The sequence below is a fragment of the Streptomyces sp. NPDC004629 genome (genome assembly GCF_042873595.1).
Taxonomy (GTDB): domain Bacteria; phylum Actinomycetota; class Actinomycetes; order Streptomycetales; family Streptomycetaceae; genus Streptomyces.
On record NZ_JBIALO010000008.1, the window covers coordinates 179,997 to 195,474 of the forward strand.

At 71.2% G+C, this 15,478-nt stretch carries 15 protein-coding genes; 4 read left to right on the top strand and 11 right to left on the bottom strand.

What is annotated here, in order from left to right; all coding sequences use genetic code 11:
* Positions 1-317: 317 nt before the first annotated feature.
* The 4 genes from ACFYTE_RS14555 (at position 318) to ACFYTE_RS14570 (ending at position 4,907) form a co-directional block, all read left to right on the top strand.
* Entirely contained in the window at positions 318-1,643 is a 1,326-nt protein-coding gene (locus ACFYTE_RS14555; RefSeq protein ID WP_388709420.1) for a hypothetical protein, read from the top strand.
* Between the two features lie 144 nt (positions 1,644-1,787).
* Positions 1,788-2,363, top strand: a complete 576-nt coding sequence (locus ACFYTE_RS14560; protein WP_388709422.1) for an L-rhamnose mutarotase — start codon at positions 1,788-1,790, stop codon at positions 2,361-2,363.
* Between the two features lie 103 nt (positions 2,364-2,466).
* Entirely contained in the window at positions 2,467-3,327 is an 861-nt protein-coding gene (locus ACFYTE_RS14565) for an amidohydrolase family protein (protein WP_388709424.1), read from the top strand.
* A gap of 260 nt (positions 3,328-3,587) precedes the next feature.
* Positions 3,588-4,907 (top strand): hypothetical protein, encoded by a 1,320-nt coding sequence (locus ACFYTE_RS14570; protein WP_388709426.1) that lies wholly within the window; start codon positions 3,588-3,590, stop codon positions 4,905-4,907.
* Positions 4,908-5,036: 129 nt separating this feature from the next.
* Here the strand turns inward: ACFYTE_RS14570 and ACFYTE_RS14575 are convergent, their stop codons facing one another.
* From ACFYTE_RS14575 to ACFYTE_RS14625, 11 genes are all read right to left on the bottom strand, one after another.
* A complete protein-coding gene (locus ACFYTE_RS14575; RefSeq protein ID WP_388709428.1) occupies positions 5,037-5,324 on the bottom strand; it encodes a hypothetical protein in 288 nt (95 codons plus the stop codon).
* An 88-nt stretch (positions 5,325-5,412) separates the two neighbouring features.
* Positions 5,413-6,942 (bottom strand): GMC family oxidoreductase, encoded by a 1,530-nt coding sequence (locus tag ACFYTE_RS14580; protein ID WP_388709430.1) that lies wholly within the window; start codon positions 6,940-6,942, stop codon positions 5,413-5,415.
* On the bottom strand, positions 6,939-8,426 hold the full coding sequence (locus ACFYTE_RS14585; RefSeq protein WP_388709431.1) for an aldehyde dehydrogenase family protein: 1,488 nt from the start codon (positions 8,424-8,426) through the stop codon (positions 6,939-6,941). The genes ACFYTE_RS14580 and ACFYTE_RS14585 overlap by 4 nt, the downstream gene beginning before the upstream one ends.
* A gap of 47 nt (positions 8,427-8,473) precedes the next feature.
* On the bottom strand, positions 8,474-9,904 hold the full coding sequence (locus ACFYTE_RS14590) for an aldehyde dehydrogenase family protein (protein ID WP_388709433.1): 1,431 nt from the start codon (positions 9,902-9,904) through the stop codon (positions 8,474-8,476).
* Positions 9,901-10,803: an NAD(P)-dependent oxidoreductase gene (locus ACFYTE_RS14595; protein ID WP_388709435.1), complete on the bottom strand. Its 903-nt coding sequence runs from the start codon at positions 10,801-10,803 to the stop codon at positions 9,901-9,903. The genes ACFYTE_RS14590 and ACFYTE_RS14595 overlap by 4 nt, the downstream gene beginning before the upstream one ends.
* Complete coding sequence (locus ACFYTE_RS14600; RefSeq protein WP_351727255.1) at positions 10,800-11,183, bottom strand: carboxymuconolactone decarboxylase family protein; 384 nt, start codon at positions 11,181-11,183, stop codon at positions 10,800-10,802. The genes ACFYTE_RS14595 and ACFYTE_RS14600 overlap by 4 nt, the downstream gene beginning before the upstream one ends.
* Positions 11,184-11,217: 34 nt before the next feature.
* A complete protein-coding gene (locus ACFYTE_RS14605; protein ID WP_388709437.1) occupies positions 11,218-12,162 on the bottom strand; it encodes an MBL fold metallo-hydrolase in 945 nt (314 codons plus the stop codon).
* On the bottom strand, positions 12,156-13,316 hold the full coding sequence (locus ACFYTE_RS14610) for an FAD-dependent oxidoreductase (protein WP_388709439.1): 1,161 nt from the start codon (positions 13,314-13,316) through the stop codon (positions 12,156-12,158). Before ACFYTE_RS14610 ends, ACFYTE_RS14605 begins: the two co-directional genes overlap by 7 nt.
* Positions 13,317-13,339: 23 nt before the next feature.
* Positions 13,340-13,867 carry a YbhB/YbcL family Raf kinase inhibitor-like protein gene (locus ACFYTE_RS14615; RefSeq protein ID WP_388709441.1) on the bottom strand — a complete coding sequence of 176 codons (528 nt, stop codon included), beginning with the start codon at positions 13,865-13,867 and terminating at the stop codon, positions 13,340-13,342.
* Entirely contained in the window at positions 13,864-14,580 is a 717-nt protein-coding gene (locus ACFYTE_RS14620) for a cupin domain-containing protein (protein WP_388709443.1), read from the bottom strand. The genes ACFYTE_RS14615 and ACFYTE_RS14620 overlap by 4 nt, the downstream gene beginning before the upstream one ends.
* The gene (locus ACFYTE_RS14625; protein WP_388709445.1) at positions 14,577-15,476 is read right to left on the bottom strand and encodes an amidohydrolase family protein; all 900 of its coding nucleotides are present in this window, start codon (positions 15,474-15,476) and stop codon (positions 14,577-14,579) included. The genes ACFYTE_RS14620 and ACFYTE_RS14625 overlap by 4 nt, the downstream gene beginning before the upstream one ends.
* Positions 15,477-15,478 lie beyond the last annotated feature (2 nt).

The following is a 15,478-nucleotide window of genomic DNA, read 5'->3' on the forward strand; positions in this document are numbered from 1 at the left end:
AGATGGCCCCTCCGGGCTCCGCCCGCTGAGCCGTAGTTGTGCTCATGGAACCTCCTGCATGTGCGTTGGCAGACCATATCTCACAAGTCACTTCTAGAAAATGGATGTCCTATGGAAGTTCAAGGGGTTGCGGACCGGCCAGGACGGGAACGCGGCGGCCTCTACTGGTCACACTCACGCCCAGCAGGCGGCGCCGGAAGGCCAGGGCGTCGGGCGCGGGCTCGTGGAACGGAGATCGATTTCTGCAAGGTACTTGCTGATGCAGCATCCGCCAACCATCATATGGCAACTGCATCTACAAAGCCGCTAGGAGCACCATGCCCAAGCAATCGGGTAGAGCATCCATATCCCGCGTCTTCATCGCGATCGCAGCGCTCCTGCTGTCGCTCGTGGCACTGTCCCCGGCCGAGACGGCCCTCGCGTCGACGGCGAGTCCGGTGCTTCCGGCCGACCTCGCCGCCGCCTACGGCTCGACACCGGCGTTCGCCGACGAGTTCGACGGCACCAGCGTTGACACGACGTCCTGGTACCACCGGATCACCGGCCCCTACGTCGGCGGCTACGAGACCGCGGACTCCGTCACCGAGTCGAGCGGAGCCCTCCACCTCAACTTCAGCCAGCGCGATGTGACCGGCGACGGCACACCGGACTACGTCTCCGGCGGGATCATCTCGAAGCGGCTCTTCGGTTACGGCTACTACGAGACCCGCGCGAAGCTGTACACGGGTAACGTTCCGCTGCACACATCGTTCTGGAGCATGGGGCTGCGCCGAGGGATAACGGGAGCCGGCGGCGACCCGGCCATCGACCAGGACATCGCCAACGGTACGGCGCCCGAGAACAACCAGCTCTTCGAGATCGACGGCTTCGAGCACACCTCGCCGAACTGGCTTGACCTGGGCAACGCCGCACAGTCGCAAGGAACATCGGTCGTGCGCATGGGCGGCAGGTCGGGAGCACAGCTCGGCATCGATTTCGGCGACTGGAACGTGTACGGCTACGAGTACACGCCCGCCGCGACCAACTTCTACGTCAACGGCCAGCTGAAGCTGTCCATCGACAACGCAGCCACCAAGTACCAGTTCAACCCCATGAACGCGTGGCTGACCGCGTTGCCGTACTACCCGAGCGGCACGGTCGTCCCGGGCTCCAGCGACTTCGACTACTTCCGCTACTGGAACAAGACGCTGCCCGGAGCCAACCTGCTCGGCAACGCGAGCTTCGACGCACTGCCGACCTCCAACCCGGCCACGTCGACCGTCCCCGGGTGGCTGGAGAGCTACGACACGGCGGCCAGTTCCATCGCCACCGACAAGGTGGTCGACGGCACGAGGTCGCTGATCCAGAGCTCCACGTCGAACTACACGGTCAGCACCAAGCAGAATCTGACGCTCATACCGAACGGGACGTACACCCTGACCGCGAAGGTACAGAGTTCGGGCGGCCAGGCGCAGGCCCTCATGCGCGTACTCAACCACGGCGGCGCCGAGGCCTCGGTACCCGTTCCCACGACCTCGACGTGGACCCAGATCACCATCCCGAACGTCAGCGTCACCAACCACTCGGCGACCATCGCCTTCACCTCAGTCGCCACAGCCGGCCAGTGGCTGCGTGTGGATGCCGTGAACTTCTCGCGCAACTGACCTCGTGAGACGGAAAGGACGCGGGTGCAACAGTGGCACCGGCTACTCCTACACCATCGGCACCGGCGGAACGTCGGTCCTGGCCATGCTCCGCGAGCACCTGCTGCCGCGGCTGCATGCGGTCCGCGACGCGTCGGACCGTCCATGGACATCATGATCGACGCCAACCAGTCGATGACGTACGCCGAGGCCCGCAGACGAGCGGCGGTCTTCGAACCGCTCGATCTGGTCTGGTTCGAGGAGCCGCTGCCGGCCTCTGGCTCGTGGGGCGGCGTCCGTCGTGCCGAAAACGCGCGTGAGCGCGAGCGCGGAGATCTCTCGCCGAGCGAGTTCCACCGCACAGGACACTTTCGGCGCTCATCAACGTCATGGAGCAGGAAAGGCAGTGAGTCTCCCGTGCAGAGATACGGCATGGTCATCGAGGTGCGAGCGGAGAAACTTGAGGAGTACCGACGTCTGCACGCCCAGCCCTGGCCGGGGGTTCTGGAAACACTGCGGGCCCACCACATCGCCAACTACTCGATCTTCGAGCACTCCGGATTGCTCTTCTCCTACTTCGAGTACCACGGCGACGACTTCGCCGCTGACATGGCAGCGATCGCCGCCGACCCGGTGACCCAGGAGTGGTGGAAGCTCACCGATCCATGCCAGCGGCGCCTGGCCACGGCAGGCGACGGCGAGTGGTGGGCGCAGATGGAGCAGGTCTTCCTCATGGAATGAGCGGCGGCCTGCCACGGCCCGCCCCTTTCTCGACACCTACGGCATCCGCAGCTTCCACCGGGCGGGCCGGCCCCGACCACCCCATCGTCCTCCGGGAGCACCCATGGCTGATCGTCAGATCATCGATGCACATCACCACCTGTGGGACCTTCGAGTACGTCCGCAACCCTGGATCACCGGTCCGGCGCTGGAGCCCCTGAACCGCAGTTTCTCGCTCGCCGACCTGGAAGCCGAGGCGAAGGCCGCCGGTGTCGGCGCCACCGTGGTGGTACAGACGGTGTGTCTGCCGGAGGAGACACCCGAGCTTCTCGCCACGGCCGACGAGAGCGACCTCATCCATGGAGTCGTCGGCTGGGTCGACCTGACCGCACCAGACGTCCCCGACCGCCTGGCCCGCCTACGCGAACTGCCCGGCGGCGACAGACTGGTGGGCATCCGGCATCAGGTCCAGTCGGAGAACGACCCTCGATGGCTGCTGCGCCCCGACGTGCGGCGTGGTCTGATCGCCGTCGCCGAGGCCGGTCTCGTCTACGACCTGATCATCTCCTCCCACCAACTGCCCGCGGCCATCGCCGCGGCTGCCGGACTCACTGGCCTGACGTTCGTCCTCGACCACCTGGGCAAACCCCCGATCGCCTCCGGGCAGGTCGAACCGTGGGCGTCGAACCTCCGCCGCCTTGCCGAACTGCCCAACACGGTGTGCAAGCTCTCCGGCCTGCTCACCGAAGCGACACCCAGCACCTGGCGGGCGGACCATCTGCGGCCCTACGCCGACATCGCCCTCGACGTCTTCACCCCCCAGCGCCTCATCTTCGGGTCGGACTGGCCGGTCTCAATCCTGGAAGCCAACTACGGTGAGGTGGTGCGCGTCACCGACGAACTGACCGATGAACTCGGCCCACACGACAAGGACGCGGTCTTCCACCGGAACGCCGAGCGCGTCTACCGCCTGAAGGTGTACTGACACGGCCCGGCATCGGGTCGGCGGCGCTACCGACGGGCGGCTCGGTGGCCTGGCCGACGGTCATCCGCGAGTCCACGTCCAGGACGAACGCCACGTACACCGACCCGGAAAACCGGGGCGCGGCGGGGTCCCCTGCCGTGTGATGATCCTCCCGATGCGCTGGGGCTGCCGGCGCGTCAGTCGCCCTACCACACCCTTGGGGGGTAGCAATGAGACCGTTCTCTGCTGGACGCCCGTTACGTCTCAGATCCGGCGCCGCCGTGGCGGTGGCCGCCGGTCTGCTGACCGCCGGCCTCGCCGCGCCCGCGCTCGCTGACGAAGACCCGCCACAGACCGACCAGTTGTGGATCAACCAGCCGTACGAGCAGACGCTGCCGCTCGGCACCGACGGCGGTCAGCCGCAGTCCCGCACCCTCGGCGTCGGCATCTACCACGACAACGAGAACTTCACGGTGACCGACGGCAGGCTCACCGTCGACGTCTCCGACCTCGCCGGGGTCGCCGAGGTAACCTGGCCCGACAACTGCACGCCGAGCGGCACAAGCGCGGTGTGCACCATCCCCGTGGTGCCCGCGATCGGTGGCGACTACGAGGACCAGGTGTTCCTGACGGTGCGCGCGGCCGACGGCGCCGAAGTCGGCGCGCAGGGCAGGATCACCTACGAGGCGACGGCCACCGGCGGGCCCGACGGCACGCTCACCGCGCCGCACGACAGCTTCGACACCACGCTCACCGTCGGCGCCGGGCCCGACCTCGCCATCGACCCCGTCGCCGACATCGAGGACGGTCAGCCCGGCGACGTGCGGACGATCCCGTTCAAGGTCACCAACAACGGCAACGAGAGCGCGAACGGGGTCACCGTCAAGCTGTACGCCTCGTACGGCCTGACGGATCTGACCCGGTACGACGCCTGCACCTACACCACGACGGACGGCAACGACTACGCACCGTCGAGCACGGCGATCTGCACGTTCGAGCAGGTGCTGGCGCCGGGCGACTCCTTCGAGTTGCCCGAGCCGCTGACGGTGCGGCTCGCCCCGCACTCGCTGAACGAGCGGCTCGACATCGACGTCGAGCCGGGCGACGGCGCCCAGGACATCGACTCCCAGAACGACTACGCGGTCCTCCAGATCGGCGCGGAGAACACCGCGGACTTCTCCGTGACCGGTGACGCCGTCTCCGGCGCGGCGGGCGAGACGGCCACGGCCCAGCTCACGTTCAAGAACAACGGCCCGGCCTGGCTCGGCAACCTCGGCTCCGGCGACCCGGTCGCCGAGGTCCGGCTGATCGTGCCCAAGGGCACCACGGTCACCGGCGTGCCGTCCGGCTGCCACCCGCGCACCCTCGACGGCGGCTACTACCCGAAGCAGACGGGCGCCCCGCGCTACGACTGCAACCTGCGGTACTGGGTGCTGGAGGACACCCAGCGCACGTTCGCGTTCTCCGTGCGCGTCGACACCTTGGTGCCCGGCGCGACCGGTGCCGTGAGCATCCACCCCGCGTTCGGCGAGTTCGGCGCGTACCCCTTCGAGTTCGACCCGGACCTCACGAACAACACGGCGGTCCTGGCCGTCAACTGACCGGCCCGCGGGTTCGGAGCGAGCCGTCCGAGCGGCTGCTCCGAACCCGCCCTTGGCAGAGCGGACGCCGCCGGCCGGGATCAGCCGGCCACTGGGACTGCCACCGTCCGCCATCGAGTCGAGCCGGGTTCAGCCGAGACCACGATGCGCGGCCCACAACCCCCCGGCACGGCTGGCAGCTTCGGCGGCCAGGGCCGCCAGTTCGGGTTTGTCGGGGACGGGGAACGAGACGTACGCGCCCCGGCCACCACCGACCGGACGGCCATATGCCTTTACGGCGAGGTGACCGTCCGGGAGAAGCCGGACGTTGAGTGTGGTCAGCATGAACGCTTCACCGCGTCGAGTGTCCGTCCAGCGGAGCGCCTGCGGGATCGTGACATTGATCGCCAGAGCACTCACTTCCAGGTCGCTGCTCATGGACGGATGATCTCACGAGAGTCACCGCAGGCGGCAGCCACCGGCTTGTGCAGCAGGCAGTCTGATCACGACTCGACGGGCCGGCGGCTCAGTCCTCGGCTCGGTCGCGCCCGCGCAGCAGGTCCGCCGCCTTCTCGCCGATCATGACAGTGGCCGCGTTCGTGTTGGTCGACACGATCTCCGGCATGACCGAGGCGTCGGCCACCCGAAGGCCCGTCAGGCCGTGTACCCGCAGGCGCGGATCGACGACCGCCAACGCGTCCACGCCCATCCGGCACGACCCGGCGGCGTGTCCGTAGGACTGCACCGCGTCCCGGACGAACGCCTCCACCGCCCGGTCGTCGGCGCCGACCAGTGGGTGCTCGGCGCCACGCCATGGGTCGAACGGTGCCGTCCGGCTGATCTCCAGCGCGTGCCGGACCCCCGCGACCAGGGCGCGCAGGTCCTGCGCCTGGTCCAGGTAGCGGAAGTCCAGCAGCGGCGGGGCCTGGGGGTCGGCGCTCGTCAGCGACAGCCGCCCCCGGCTCGCCGGGCGCATGTGCCCGACGCCGAAGGTGTAGCCGTACTCGGGCGGGCGCTGCCAGGGGTTGGTGAACGGCACGTGGATGAACACGATCTGGAGGTCCACCGAGGCGCGGCCCGGCTCGCTGTCGAGCAGCAGGGTCACCTCACCGAGGTTGCCCGACGGCGGGGGCAGCGGCCCGCGTGAGGGCATGGTCAGCCCGGCGAGGATGATGTGGTCCTGAAGGTTGCGGCCGACGCCGGGCAGGTCGTGCAGGGCCTTCACACCGGACCGTTCGATCTCCTCGGCCGGCCCCACGCCGGAGCGCAGCAGCAGGTGCGGCGAGCCGATCGCCCCCGCGCACAGCACCACCTCGGTGCCCGCCGCGCAGTGGACCGGGTCGCCGTCCACGACCGCGTCGACGCCGGTGCAGCGGTCGCCGTCGAAGGTGAGCCGCTCCACCAGGGCCCTGGGCAGCAGGTCCAGTCCCGGGCGGTCGAGGGCGGGCTCCAGATAGGCCGTGGCGGTGCTCTGCCGGCGTCCGTCGGCGATGAGCAGGTCGTGGCTGCTCGCTCCGCGCAGTTCGGGCCCGTTGAGATCCTTGGTGAGGGGGTGCCCGGCCTCCTGCGCCGCCTCCAGGTAGGTCAGGGACAGCGGGTGCAGTGACGCGGAGGGCGCCGGACGCAGCGGTCCGTTGCCGCCCCGGTAGCGCGGGTCGCCGTGCGGCGCTGTCTCCGAGCGCCGGAAGTACGGCAGGACGGAGGCGTAGTCCCAGCCCGTGCAGCCCTGGCGGGCCCAGGTGTCGAAGTCACCGGGGTCGCCGCGCAGGAACGCCATGGCGTTGGTGCTGCCGGTGCCACCCACCGTGCGGCCGCGCGGGACATCGTGCACATGGCCTGTCGCGCTCTGGCGTACCGTGCGGAACGCCCAGTCGACGTCCGTGCCGTACAGGGCGGGCCAGGTGTGCGGGGTGGTGATCCGCGGGCTGCTGTCGGGGGCGCCGGCTTCGACCAGCAGGACACTGCGTGCGCCGTCCTCGGTGAGCCGGGCCGCCACGACGCAGCCTGCTGTCCCCGCGCCCACCACCACGTAGTCGTGGGTGAGGGTGCGGGTCACAGCGCCACCACCACTGTCTTGGTCTCCAGGTACTCCTCCAGGTTCTCCCGGCAGGTCTCGCGCCCCCAGCCGGACTCCTTGGTGCCGCCGAACGGCAGCGCGGAGTCCGCGGCCTGGTAGCAGTTGACCCAGACCTGCCCCGACTCCACGGCGGCGGCCATCCGGTGGGCGCGCGAGACGTCCCTGGTCCAGACGGCCGCGCCCAGCCCGAAACGGCTGTCGTTGGCCAGGCGCAGCACTTCGTCCTCGGTGTCGAAGGGGACGGCGCAGACGACCGGCCCGAAGATCTCCTCGCGTATGGCGCGCGAGTCGGGCCGGACGCCGACCAGCACGGTCGGCTCGACGAAGTAGCCCTCGCTCTCGGGGGCGCGTCCGCCGGTGACGGCCCTGCCGCCGTCGGCGAGGCCGATCCGGATGTACTCCAGCACCCGGTCGCGGTGCTCCGCGGAGATGAGCGGGCCCATCTGCGTGCCCGGCTCGGTGCCGCGGCCGAGCTTGAGCGAGGCCGCGTGGTCCGCCAGCCGCCGCACCACTTCGTCGAAGACGCCGCGCTGGATGTAGAGCCGGGATCCGGCGATGCAGCTCTCCCCCTGGGTGGCGAAGGCGCCGGCCGCGGCCCCGGCGACGGCGGCGTCGAGGTCGGCGTCGTCGAAGACGATGTTGGGGGACTTGCCGCCCAGTTCCAGGGACACCCGCTTGAGGTCGTCGGCCGCGGTGCGGACGATGGCCTTGCCGGTCTCTACCGATCCGGTGAACGTCACCTTGTCCACGCCCGGGTGGCGGACCAGTGCCGCGCCGGCGTTCTCGCCGTCCCCGGTCACGTAGTTGACGACGCCGGCGGGGAAGCCGGCCTCGATGGTGAGCCGGGCCAGCAGGGCCATCGAGACCGGGGTCTGCTCGGCGGGCTTGAGCACGACGGTGCAGCCGGTGGCCAGGGCCGGGGCGAGCTTCTTGACGGCCATCAGCAGCGGCAGGTTCCAGGGCACGACGGCGGCGACGACGCCGACGGGCTCCTTGAGCGTGTAGGCGTGGAAGCGGCCCCCGGAGGCGGCGGGGTAGGAGACCGGGATGGTGTCGCCGGTGATCTTGGTGGTCCAGCCGGCGTAGTAGCGCAGGACGTCCACCGAGAACGGCACGTCGAAGTAGCGCATCTCGTCCAGGGGCTTGCCGCTGTCGACCGAGTCGAGCGCGGACAGCCGTTCGGCGTGGTGCTCGACGAGGTCGGCGAGCCGCCAGATCAGCCGCCCGCGCTCCTGGGGCGTCATCGTCCGCCACGCGCTGCCGGGGGCGAAGGCGGCGCGGGCCGCGGCCACCGCCCGGTCGACGTCGGCGGCCTGCCCGGCCGGGGCGTGGACGATGACCCGTCCGTCGGCCGGGTCATGGACCGGGAAGGTCCCGCCGTCGAGGGCGCCGACCCACTCACCGTCGATGAGCATGGTGCGGGCGAGGAGGATGTCGTCCTGGACGTCACGGGTGTCGGCCATGGCTGTGCCTTCCTGGTGGATGCGCCGATTGGGGGTGCACGGGGGCCTCAGCGGCCCGTCAGGCGGATGCTGATGCTCTTGACGTGCGTGTAGTGGTGGAGGGCCTCGATGCCCTTCTCGCGGCCGTACCCGCTGTTCTTGTGGCCGCCGAAGGGCATCTGGACCGACTGGGTGGACCAGGAGTTGATGTAGACCTGCCCGGCCTCCAGGGCCTCGGCCACCCGGACGGCCCGGGAGATGTCCGCGGTGAACACCCCGCCGGCCAGGCCGAATTCGGAGTCGTTGGCCAGGGCCACCGCCTCGTCCTCGGTGTCGAAGGGGATGACGACCAGGACCGGTCCGAAGACCTCCTCGCGGGCGATGCGCATGTCGTTGGTGACACCGGAGTAGACGGTGGGCTCGACGAAGAAGCCGCCGGCCAGGCCCGGTTCGTCCGGCACCCGGCCGCCGGTCTCGGCGGTGGCGCCCTCCTGCTCGGCGATCTTGAAGTACTGCTGGACGGTCTCCCATTGGCCGCGGGTGATCATCGGGCCGACCTCCTGGCCGGGCCGCAGCCGGCGGGTGGCGGCCACCACGGCGGCGGTGAACTCCTTGTGGATGGTGCGCTCGACGAACAACCGGGTTCCGGAGGAGCAGACCTGGCCGGCGTTGGTGGTGAACGCGCGCACGGCCTCGGTCGCGGCGAACTCCAGGTCGGCGTCGGCGAAGACGATGTTGGCGGACTTGCCGCCGAGTTCCAGGGTGAGCGGCAGCACGCGGTCGGCGGCGATCCGCCCGATCTCCTGCCCGACGGGCACGGAGCCGGTGAAGGCCACCTTGCGCACCAGGGGGTGCCGCACGATCGCGGTGCCGACCTCCGGGCCGCGGCCGAGGACGACGTTGAACACACCCGGTGGCAGGCCCGCTTCGCCGGCGATGCGGGCCAGCGCGACGGTGGTGCGGGAGGTGGACTCGGCGGGTTTGGCCACGACGGTGTTGCCGGCGGCCAGGGCGGGGGCGCAGGCGCGGGCCGCCTGGTTGAGCGGCAGGTTCCACGGGGTGATCACGCCGACCACGCCCAGCGGCTCGCGCAGGGTGTAGACGTGCAGGTCGGGCCTGATGTCGAGGACGTCGCCCGCCGGCAGGTTGACCAGCGCGGCGTAGAACTCGAAGTACTCGGCGGCGCCCTGGATCTCGGCCCGGGACAGGGCGAGCGGTTTGCCGGTGTCGGCGCTCTCCGCGGCGGCCAGGGTGTCGGTTTCGGCCAGCAGCCGGCGGCCGATGGCGGCCAGCAGCCGTCCGCGTTCGGCGGAGGCGAGGTGCCGCCAGCCGTGGGCGGCGGCGCGGGCGGCGCGCGCGGCGCGGTCGACGTCGGCCGCGGTGCCGAGGGTGACCTCGGCGCCCCGGCCGCCGGTGGCCGGGTCGGTGCCGACGCGGGTGGTGCCGTCCGCCGAGGGTACGGCGGCGCCGTCGATCCAGTGCAGCAGTGCCCCGGTCATCGGGTCGTCTCCTTGTCTTCCTCGTCGGCCGCCGCGCCCAGCAGCGCGTACATCGCGGTGTGGTCGGTCTGCGGCGGGACCGAGCGGGCGACGCGGCGCCACTGGTCGGCCACGTGGTCGGACAGCTCCGCGGTACGGTCCAGGGAGCGCGCCAGGCCGACGGCGATGTCCACGTCCTTGGACATCAGCCGCAGGGCGAAGCCGGAGTCGAAGCTGCCGCTCGTCATGAACTGGGCCACCTTGTTCTCGCTGGTGTTGGTGCGCCCCGAGGAGCTGTTGAGCACCTGCGTCATCGTCTCGGGCGGGATGCCGAACGCCTCGCCGAGCGCCAGCGCCTCGACGGTGACGGACACCGTGGCGGCCGAGACCAGGTTGTTGAGCGCCTTGGCGGCGTGGCCGCATCCGGTGCCGCCGACCGGGACGACGGTGCGGGCCATGGCGCGCAGCAGCGGGGCGGCCCGTTCCAGGTCCTTCGGTGCCCCGCCGACCAGCACCGACAGGGTGCCGGCCCGGGCTCCGCGGACGCCGCCGGACACCGGCGCGTCCAGCAGGGACAGGCCACGGTCGGCCAGCCGGCGGGCCAGCGCCCGGGTGCGCAGCGGTTCGGAGGAACTCATGTCGACGACCAGGCAGCCAGGCGGCAGAGCCTCGGCCAGGCCATCGCCCTCCAGCACCTGCTCGACGACGTCCGAGTCCGGCAGCATGAGCACCAGGGTCCCTACCCGCGCGAACGAGGCGTTGCCGTCGGCGACTTGGGCGGTGGGGTGTTCGGCGGCGAAGGCGGCGGCCACGCCGGGGGCGGCGTCCGCGACCGTCAGCCGGTGGCCTTCGGCGGCCAGCCGCGCCGCCATCGGCCCGCCCATGTTGCCCAGGCCGACGAAACCGATCTCACCGCTCATCGCTCGGCGTCCATCGCGTCGAGGACCTCGGCGGCCAGCCGGAAGGACTCCAGGGCGGCGGGGCCGCCGCAGTAGAAGGCGCTCTGCATGAGCACCTCCTTGATCTTCTCGCGGGACACGCCGTTGTTGACCGCGCCGCGGACATGGGCCTTGAACTCGTGACCCCGGTTGAGGGCGGTGATCATGGCGAGGTTGACCAGGCTGCGCTCCTTCAGGTCGAGGCCGGGGCGGTTCCACAGGTCGCCCCAGCAGTACTGGGTGACGTACTCCTGGATGTCGCGGGAGAAGTCGGTGACCGCTGCCAGCGAGGCGTCGACGTGGGCGTCGCCGAGCACCCGGCGGCGCAGGGCGAGGCCGTCGTCGTAGAGGTCCTGGTTCACTGCGGGCTCCTTCAAGGAGAGAGGACGGGGGATGTCAGACCGGGTCGAAGCCGGCCCAGTCGCGGACAGCGAAGGCGTCGGTGCCCGGCGGTTCCGCTGCCGCCGGGTCGGCCGGGGCCGTCCGCCGCACCCGGCAGGCCGACCGGCCGCCGAAGTGGCCGGGGAAGACGAACAGTCCGCGGTCGGCCGCCTCGGCGAGCAGCCTGCGACGGGTGGACCGGGCCAGGGCCGGGGCCTCGCAGAAGCAGCTGTTGACGTCGGGACGGGCGATCTGCACTGGCGAGTGGAGGATGTCCCCGACGAACAGCGCGCCTTCGCCGCGGGACTGGAGTCGTACGACGGCTGATCCCGGGGTGTGGCCCGGGGCGGCCTCCAGGACGAGTTCCCCGTTGACGCGGTGGCCGTCGTGCCACAGGCCGACCTGCCCGGCCCGGTGGACCGGCGCGACGCTGTCCTCGAAGACGTTCTGGTTGCCGTCGCCCTGTGGGCGGGGCGTGCGCACGGGGTCCCAGCGCACGAAGTCCGGCTCGCCCATCAGGTAGCGGGCGTTGGGGAAGGTGGGAACCCACTCCCGGCCCTCCAGCCGGGTGTTCCAGCCGACGTGGTCGACGTGCAGGTGGGTGTTGACCACGATGTCGACGTCCTGCGGGCGGACCCCGGCCGCCCGCAGATTCTCCAGGTACGGCGTGTGGTGGTGGGCGTAGACGGGCGCGTACGGGCGTTCCTTGCCGTTGCCCGCGCCGGTGTCGACCAGGATGACCATGCCCTGGCTGCGGATCAGCCAGGTGTGCAGCACCGAGCGCAGGGTGCCGCTTCGGGCGTCGTAGAAGTCCGGGTCGAGCCGGTCCGCGTTGTCGGTCCAGTAGGCCGGGTCGCTGTCGGGGAACAGGAAGGCCGGCGTGGCGGGGCTCGGCCCCGCGTACTCGCTGATCCGCCAGACCTCGGCGTCGCCGACCATGACGGGCTGGGCCGTCACCATGAGCGGTTCGCCTCCGGCACGGGGTACCGGGCCTGGAGTTCCTCGGAGACGGCCGCCGAGACGAAGTTGGCGGTCTCCATCAGTTCCGGTGTGAATCCGTTGCCGCGGGCCAGGCCGCGGGTGGCGGCCATGAGGGCGCTGCGGGCCTGGGCGTCGTCGGTCATGCGGCGCTCGCGGGCCTCCCACTGTGCGAGGGACACCTTGATGTCGTCCCCCTGCTCCAGGGCGTGGGCGAGGTCGACGGCGTTGACGATGCCGACGCTGGCTCCCTGGCCCAGTGCCGGGCACATGGCGTGGGCGGAGTCGCCGACGAGGACGGCACGGCCGGCGGACCAGGGGGTGACCCTGGTGGTCTGGTAGGTGTCGTGCCGGCCGCCCTCGGCCTTGCCCGCGAGTTCGATGACCTGCGCCAGGTGCGGGAAGCGCTGCGACCACACCTTGACGTCGATGGGGATCCGCGAGGCGCGCGGGTTGCGGGTCTCGGCCATCATGCCCAGGTAGATGGTGTCGGGGCCGGTCGGGATGAACAGGATGCGCATCGCGTCCGGTTCGAGGGTCCAGAAGTCGATGACCCGGTCCCACCGCTCGCCGCGGAAGGCCTCGGGGCGCGGGACGAGCAGACGGCACACGCCGTCGGAGTACTTCCTGCGCTCCTGGGCGAGGTCGGTCAGGGAGTCACGCACGGCCGAGCCGGCGCCGTCGGCGCCGATGACCAGGTCGGCCTCGGCCCGGTCTCCGCCGGCGAGCAGCAGGGCGCCCGCCGGATCGGCGCCGACGGCGCGGGAGCCGGTGACGATCTCCACGCCCGCGGCTCGGGCGGCGTCGGCCAGCAGGGCGTGCAGCCGGGGCCGGGTGATGGCCCAGTAGGGGTAGCCGGGCAGTTCGGCGGAGACGGTGCTGCCGCCGAGGCTGGTCTCGTAGTACTGGGGCCGTACCCCGTCGGCGCGGATGGCGTCGGCGACGCCGATGACGTCGAGGGCCAGCATCGCGTTGCGCCACAGCAGGATGCCGGCGCCGAAGTCGCGGACGTCGTCGTTCTGTTCGTGCAGGCGCACGGTCCAGCCGCGCTGGGCCAGGGCGGTGGCGACGGTCAGGCCCGCGAAACCGGCTCCCGCGACCTCGGCGTGCCGGGCGGTGGTGCGTTGCGTTGTCATGTCGGTGCCTCCCGGGCCGGGTCTCATCTCGCCGCGTCGACCCAGACGGTCATGCTGCCGCGGGCCAGGGTGTGAAAGTGCAGGTTGAAGCCGAGTACGACGGGCGTCGTGTCGGGGTCCAGGTCCAGCCGGGGAACGTCGACGGCGTGGACGATGAAGACGTAGCGGTGGCGGCCGGAGCCCGGCGGCGGGTTGGGGCCGATGTAGTGGCGCATCCGCAGGTCGTTGGGGAGGGTCAGGGTATCCGGCGGCAGCCGGCCGCCGGGAGATCCCGCGCCTGTGGGAATCGAGGTGACGTCCGCGGGGATGTCGGCCACGGCCCAGTGCATGAAGCCGACACCGGTCGGCGCGTCGGGGTCGTAGCAGTTGATCGCGAAGCTCCTGGTCTGCGGCGGGAAGCCGCTCCAGGACAGGTGCGGCGAGGTGTTCTCGCCGCCGATCTGCGGGTCGTGGAAGGGCTGCGGCATCCGCTCGCCCTGGCGCAGGTCGTCACTGCGCAGGTGCAGGGCGGGCGCGGGGGTGACCGCCGCGTACGGGTCGTCGTGGATCATGGTGTGTCCTGTCGGGGGGTGCTGTGGATGGCGAGGGTGCGCAGGGTGCGGTGGACGTCCCAGGTGCCCGTCCAGCCGGAGGGAAGGGCGGCGGAGCTGCCCGTGGTCAGCTCGTGGCGGGTGCCGTCGGCGTCGGTGACGGTGGCGTCGCCGTCCAGGACGTGGAGGAACACCGCGCGGCCCGGCTCGGTCGGCGGAGCGCTGCCGGGCTCGCAGGCGAGCACGGCGCAGCGGCCGTCGGGCCCGTCGAAGAGCACGGCCCGCCCGCCCGGCAGCGGGGCGTGCAGCACCTGTTCGGTCGGGGTGAACGCGCAGGGCACGGGGGCGCCGGGCAGCGGGGGCACGGGGGTGGTGTGCAGATAGACCTTGCGGATGGTCTCCCGGATCCGCCAGGTGCCCTCCCAGGCGTAGGGCAGGACGAGCACGCTGTCGGCGGTCAGCTCGTGGCTGGTGCCGTCGGCGTCGGTGATGGTGGCGTCGCCGGAGAGGATGTACATGAACGAGCCGCGCCGGTCCTTGACCCGCGGGTAGACCCCGGCGTCGCAGGCCCAGACCGCGAAGAAGCCGTCGGGGCCATCGAGGAGGGTGCGCTCGGCGGCGTAGGGCGCCCCCTCGGTGACGGGCTCCATGGAGATCTTTTCGGGCAGTGGGCCCCGCGCCACCTGGTGGGGGCCGAGGTGGACGGACGGTGGCGTCCGCGGGTCGACGGTCATGGATGCGCTCCTCGGTCGGGAGAGGTGACCAGTGCGGGCTCGGCGGGGGCCGGTATCCCGAGCAGGTCGAAGGACGGGCGGTGCATGAGGGCGTGCAGTTCCTCGTCGGTCACGGCTGTGTGGGCGATCTGCTGCATGCGGGCGACGACGCGGGTCAGGGCCGCGGCGGCGCTGCCGGCCGCCACCATGGGCGAGTCGCTGCCGAACAGGACCTTGTCCAGCACGCCGTACTCCTTCGCGGCGGACAGCGCGGTGGCGAGGACCGTCGGACGGCTGGCGATGGCGGAGGTGTCGGCGTAGACGTACCGATTGCGCCGCATGACCACGGCCGTCTCGTGCACCCACGGGTGGCCCATGTGGGCGATGACCAGGCGCAGCCGCGGGAAGGCGATGGCGACGTCGTCCAGCAGCAGCGGGTTGGCATCGGCGAGTCGGCCGGCGTTGGCGAAGATGGCGCCCTGGTGGATCATGACCGGCAGTCCGAGCCGCTCGGCCGCCGCGAACACCCGCATGGTCAGCGGGTTCAGCGGCGAGGTGCCCTGGTAGATGGGGCCGAGTTTGAGGCCGCACAGGCCGAGGTCGGCGTGGCAGCGCTCGATCTCCTCGACCGCGTCGTGGCGTGTGGGGTCCACCGACATGAAGCCGACGGTCTGTCCGCCGACGGCGCGCACGAAGGCGGCGACGGCGTCGTTGGGGACCACGATGCCCGAGGCCTGGGCCTGGAGTCCGAAGACGATGGTCCGCTCCGCCGGGGCGGTCTGCCTGCGGTAGGACTCGACGGTCACCCGGTCGATGGAGTCGGCGGCCAGGCGGGTGGAGACCCGGCCCAGGCCGTCGGTCCAGGGCGGCCCCTGGTGGTCCGGCAACCAGAAGTGCGTGTGAACGTCCGTGATCATGG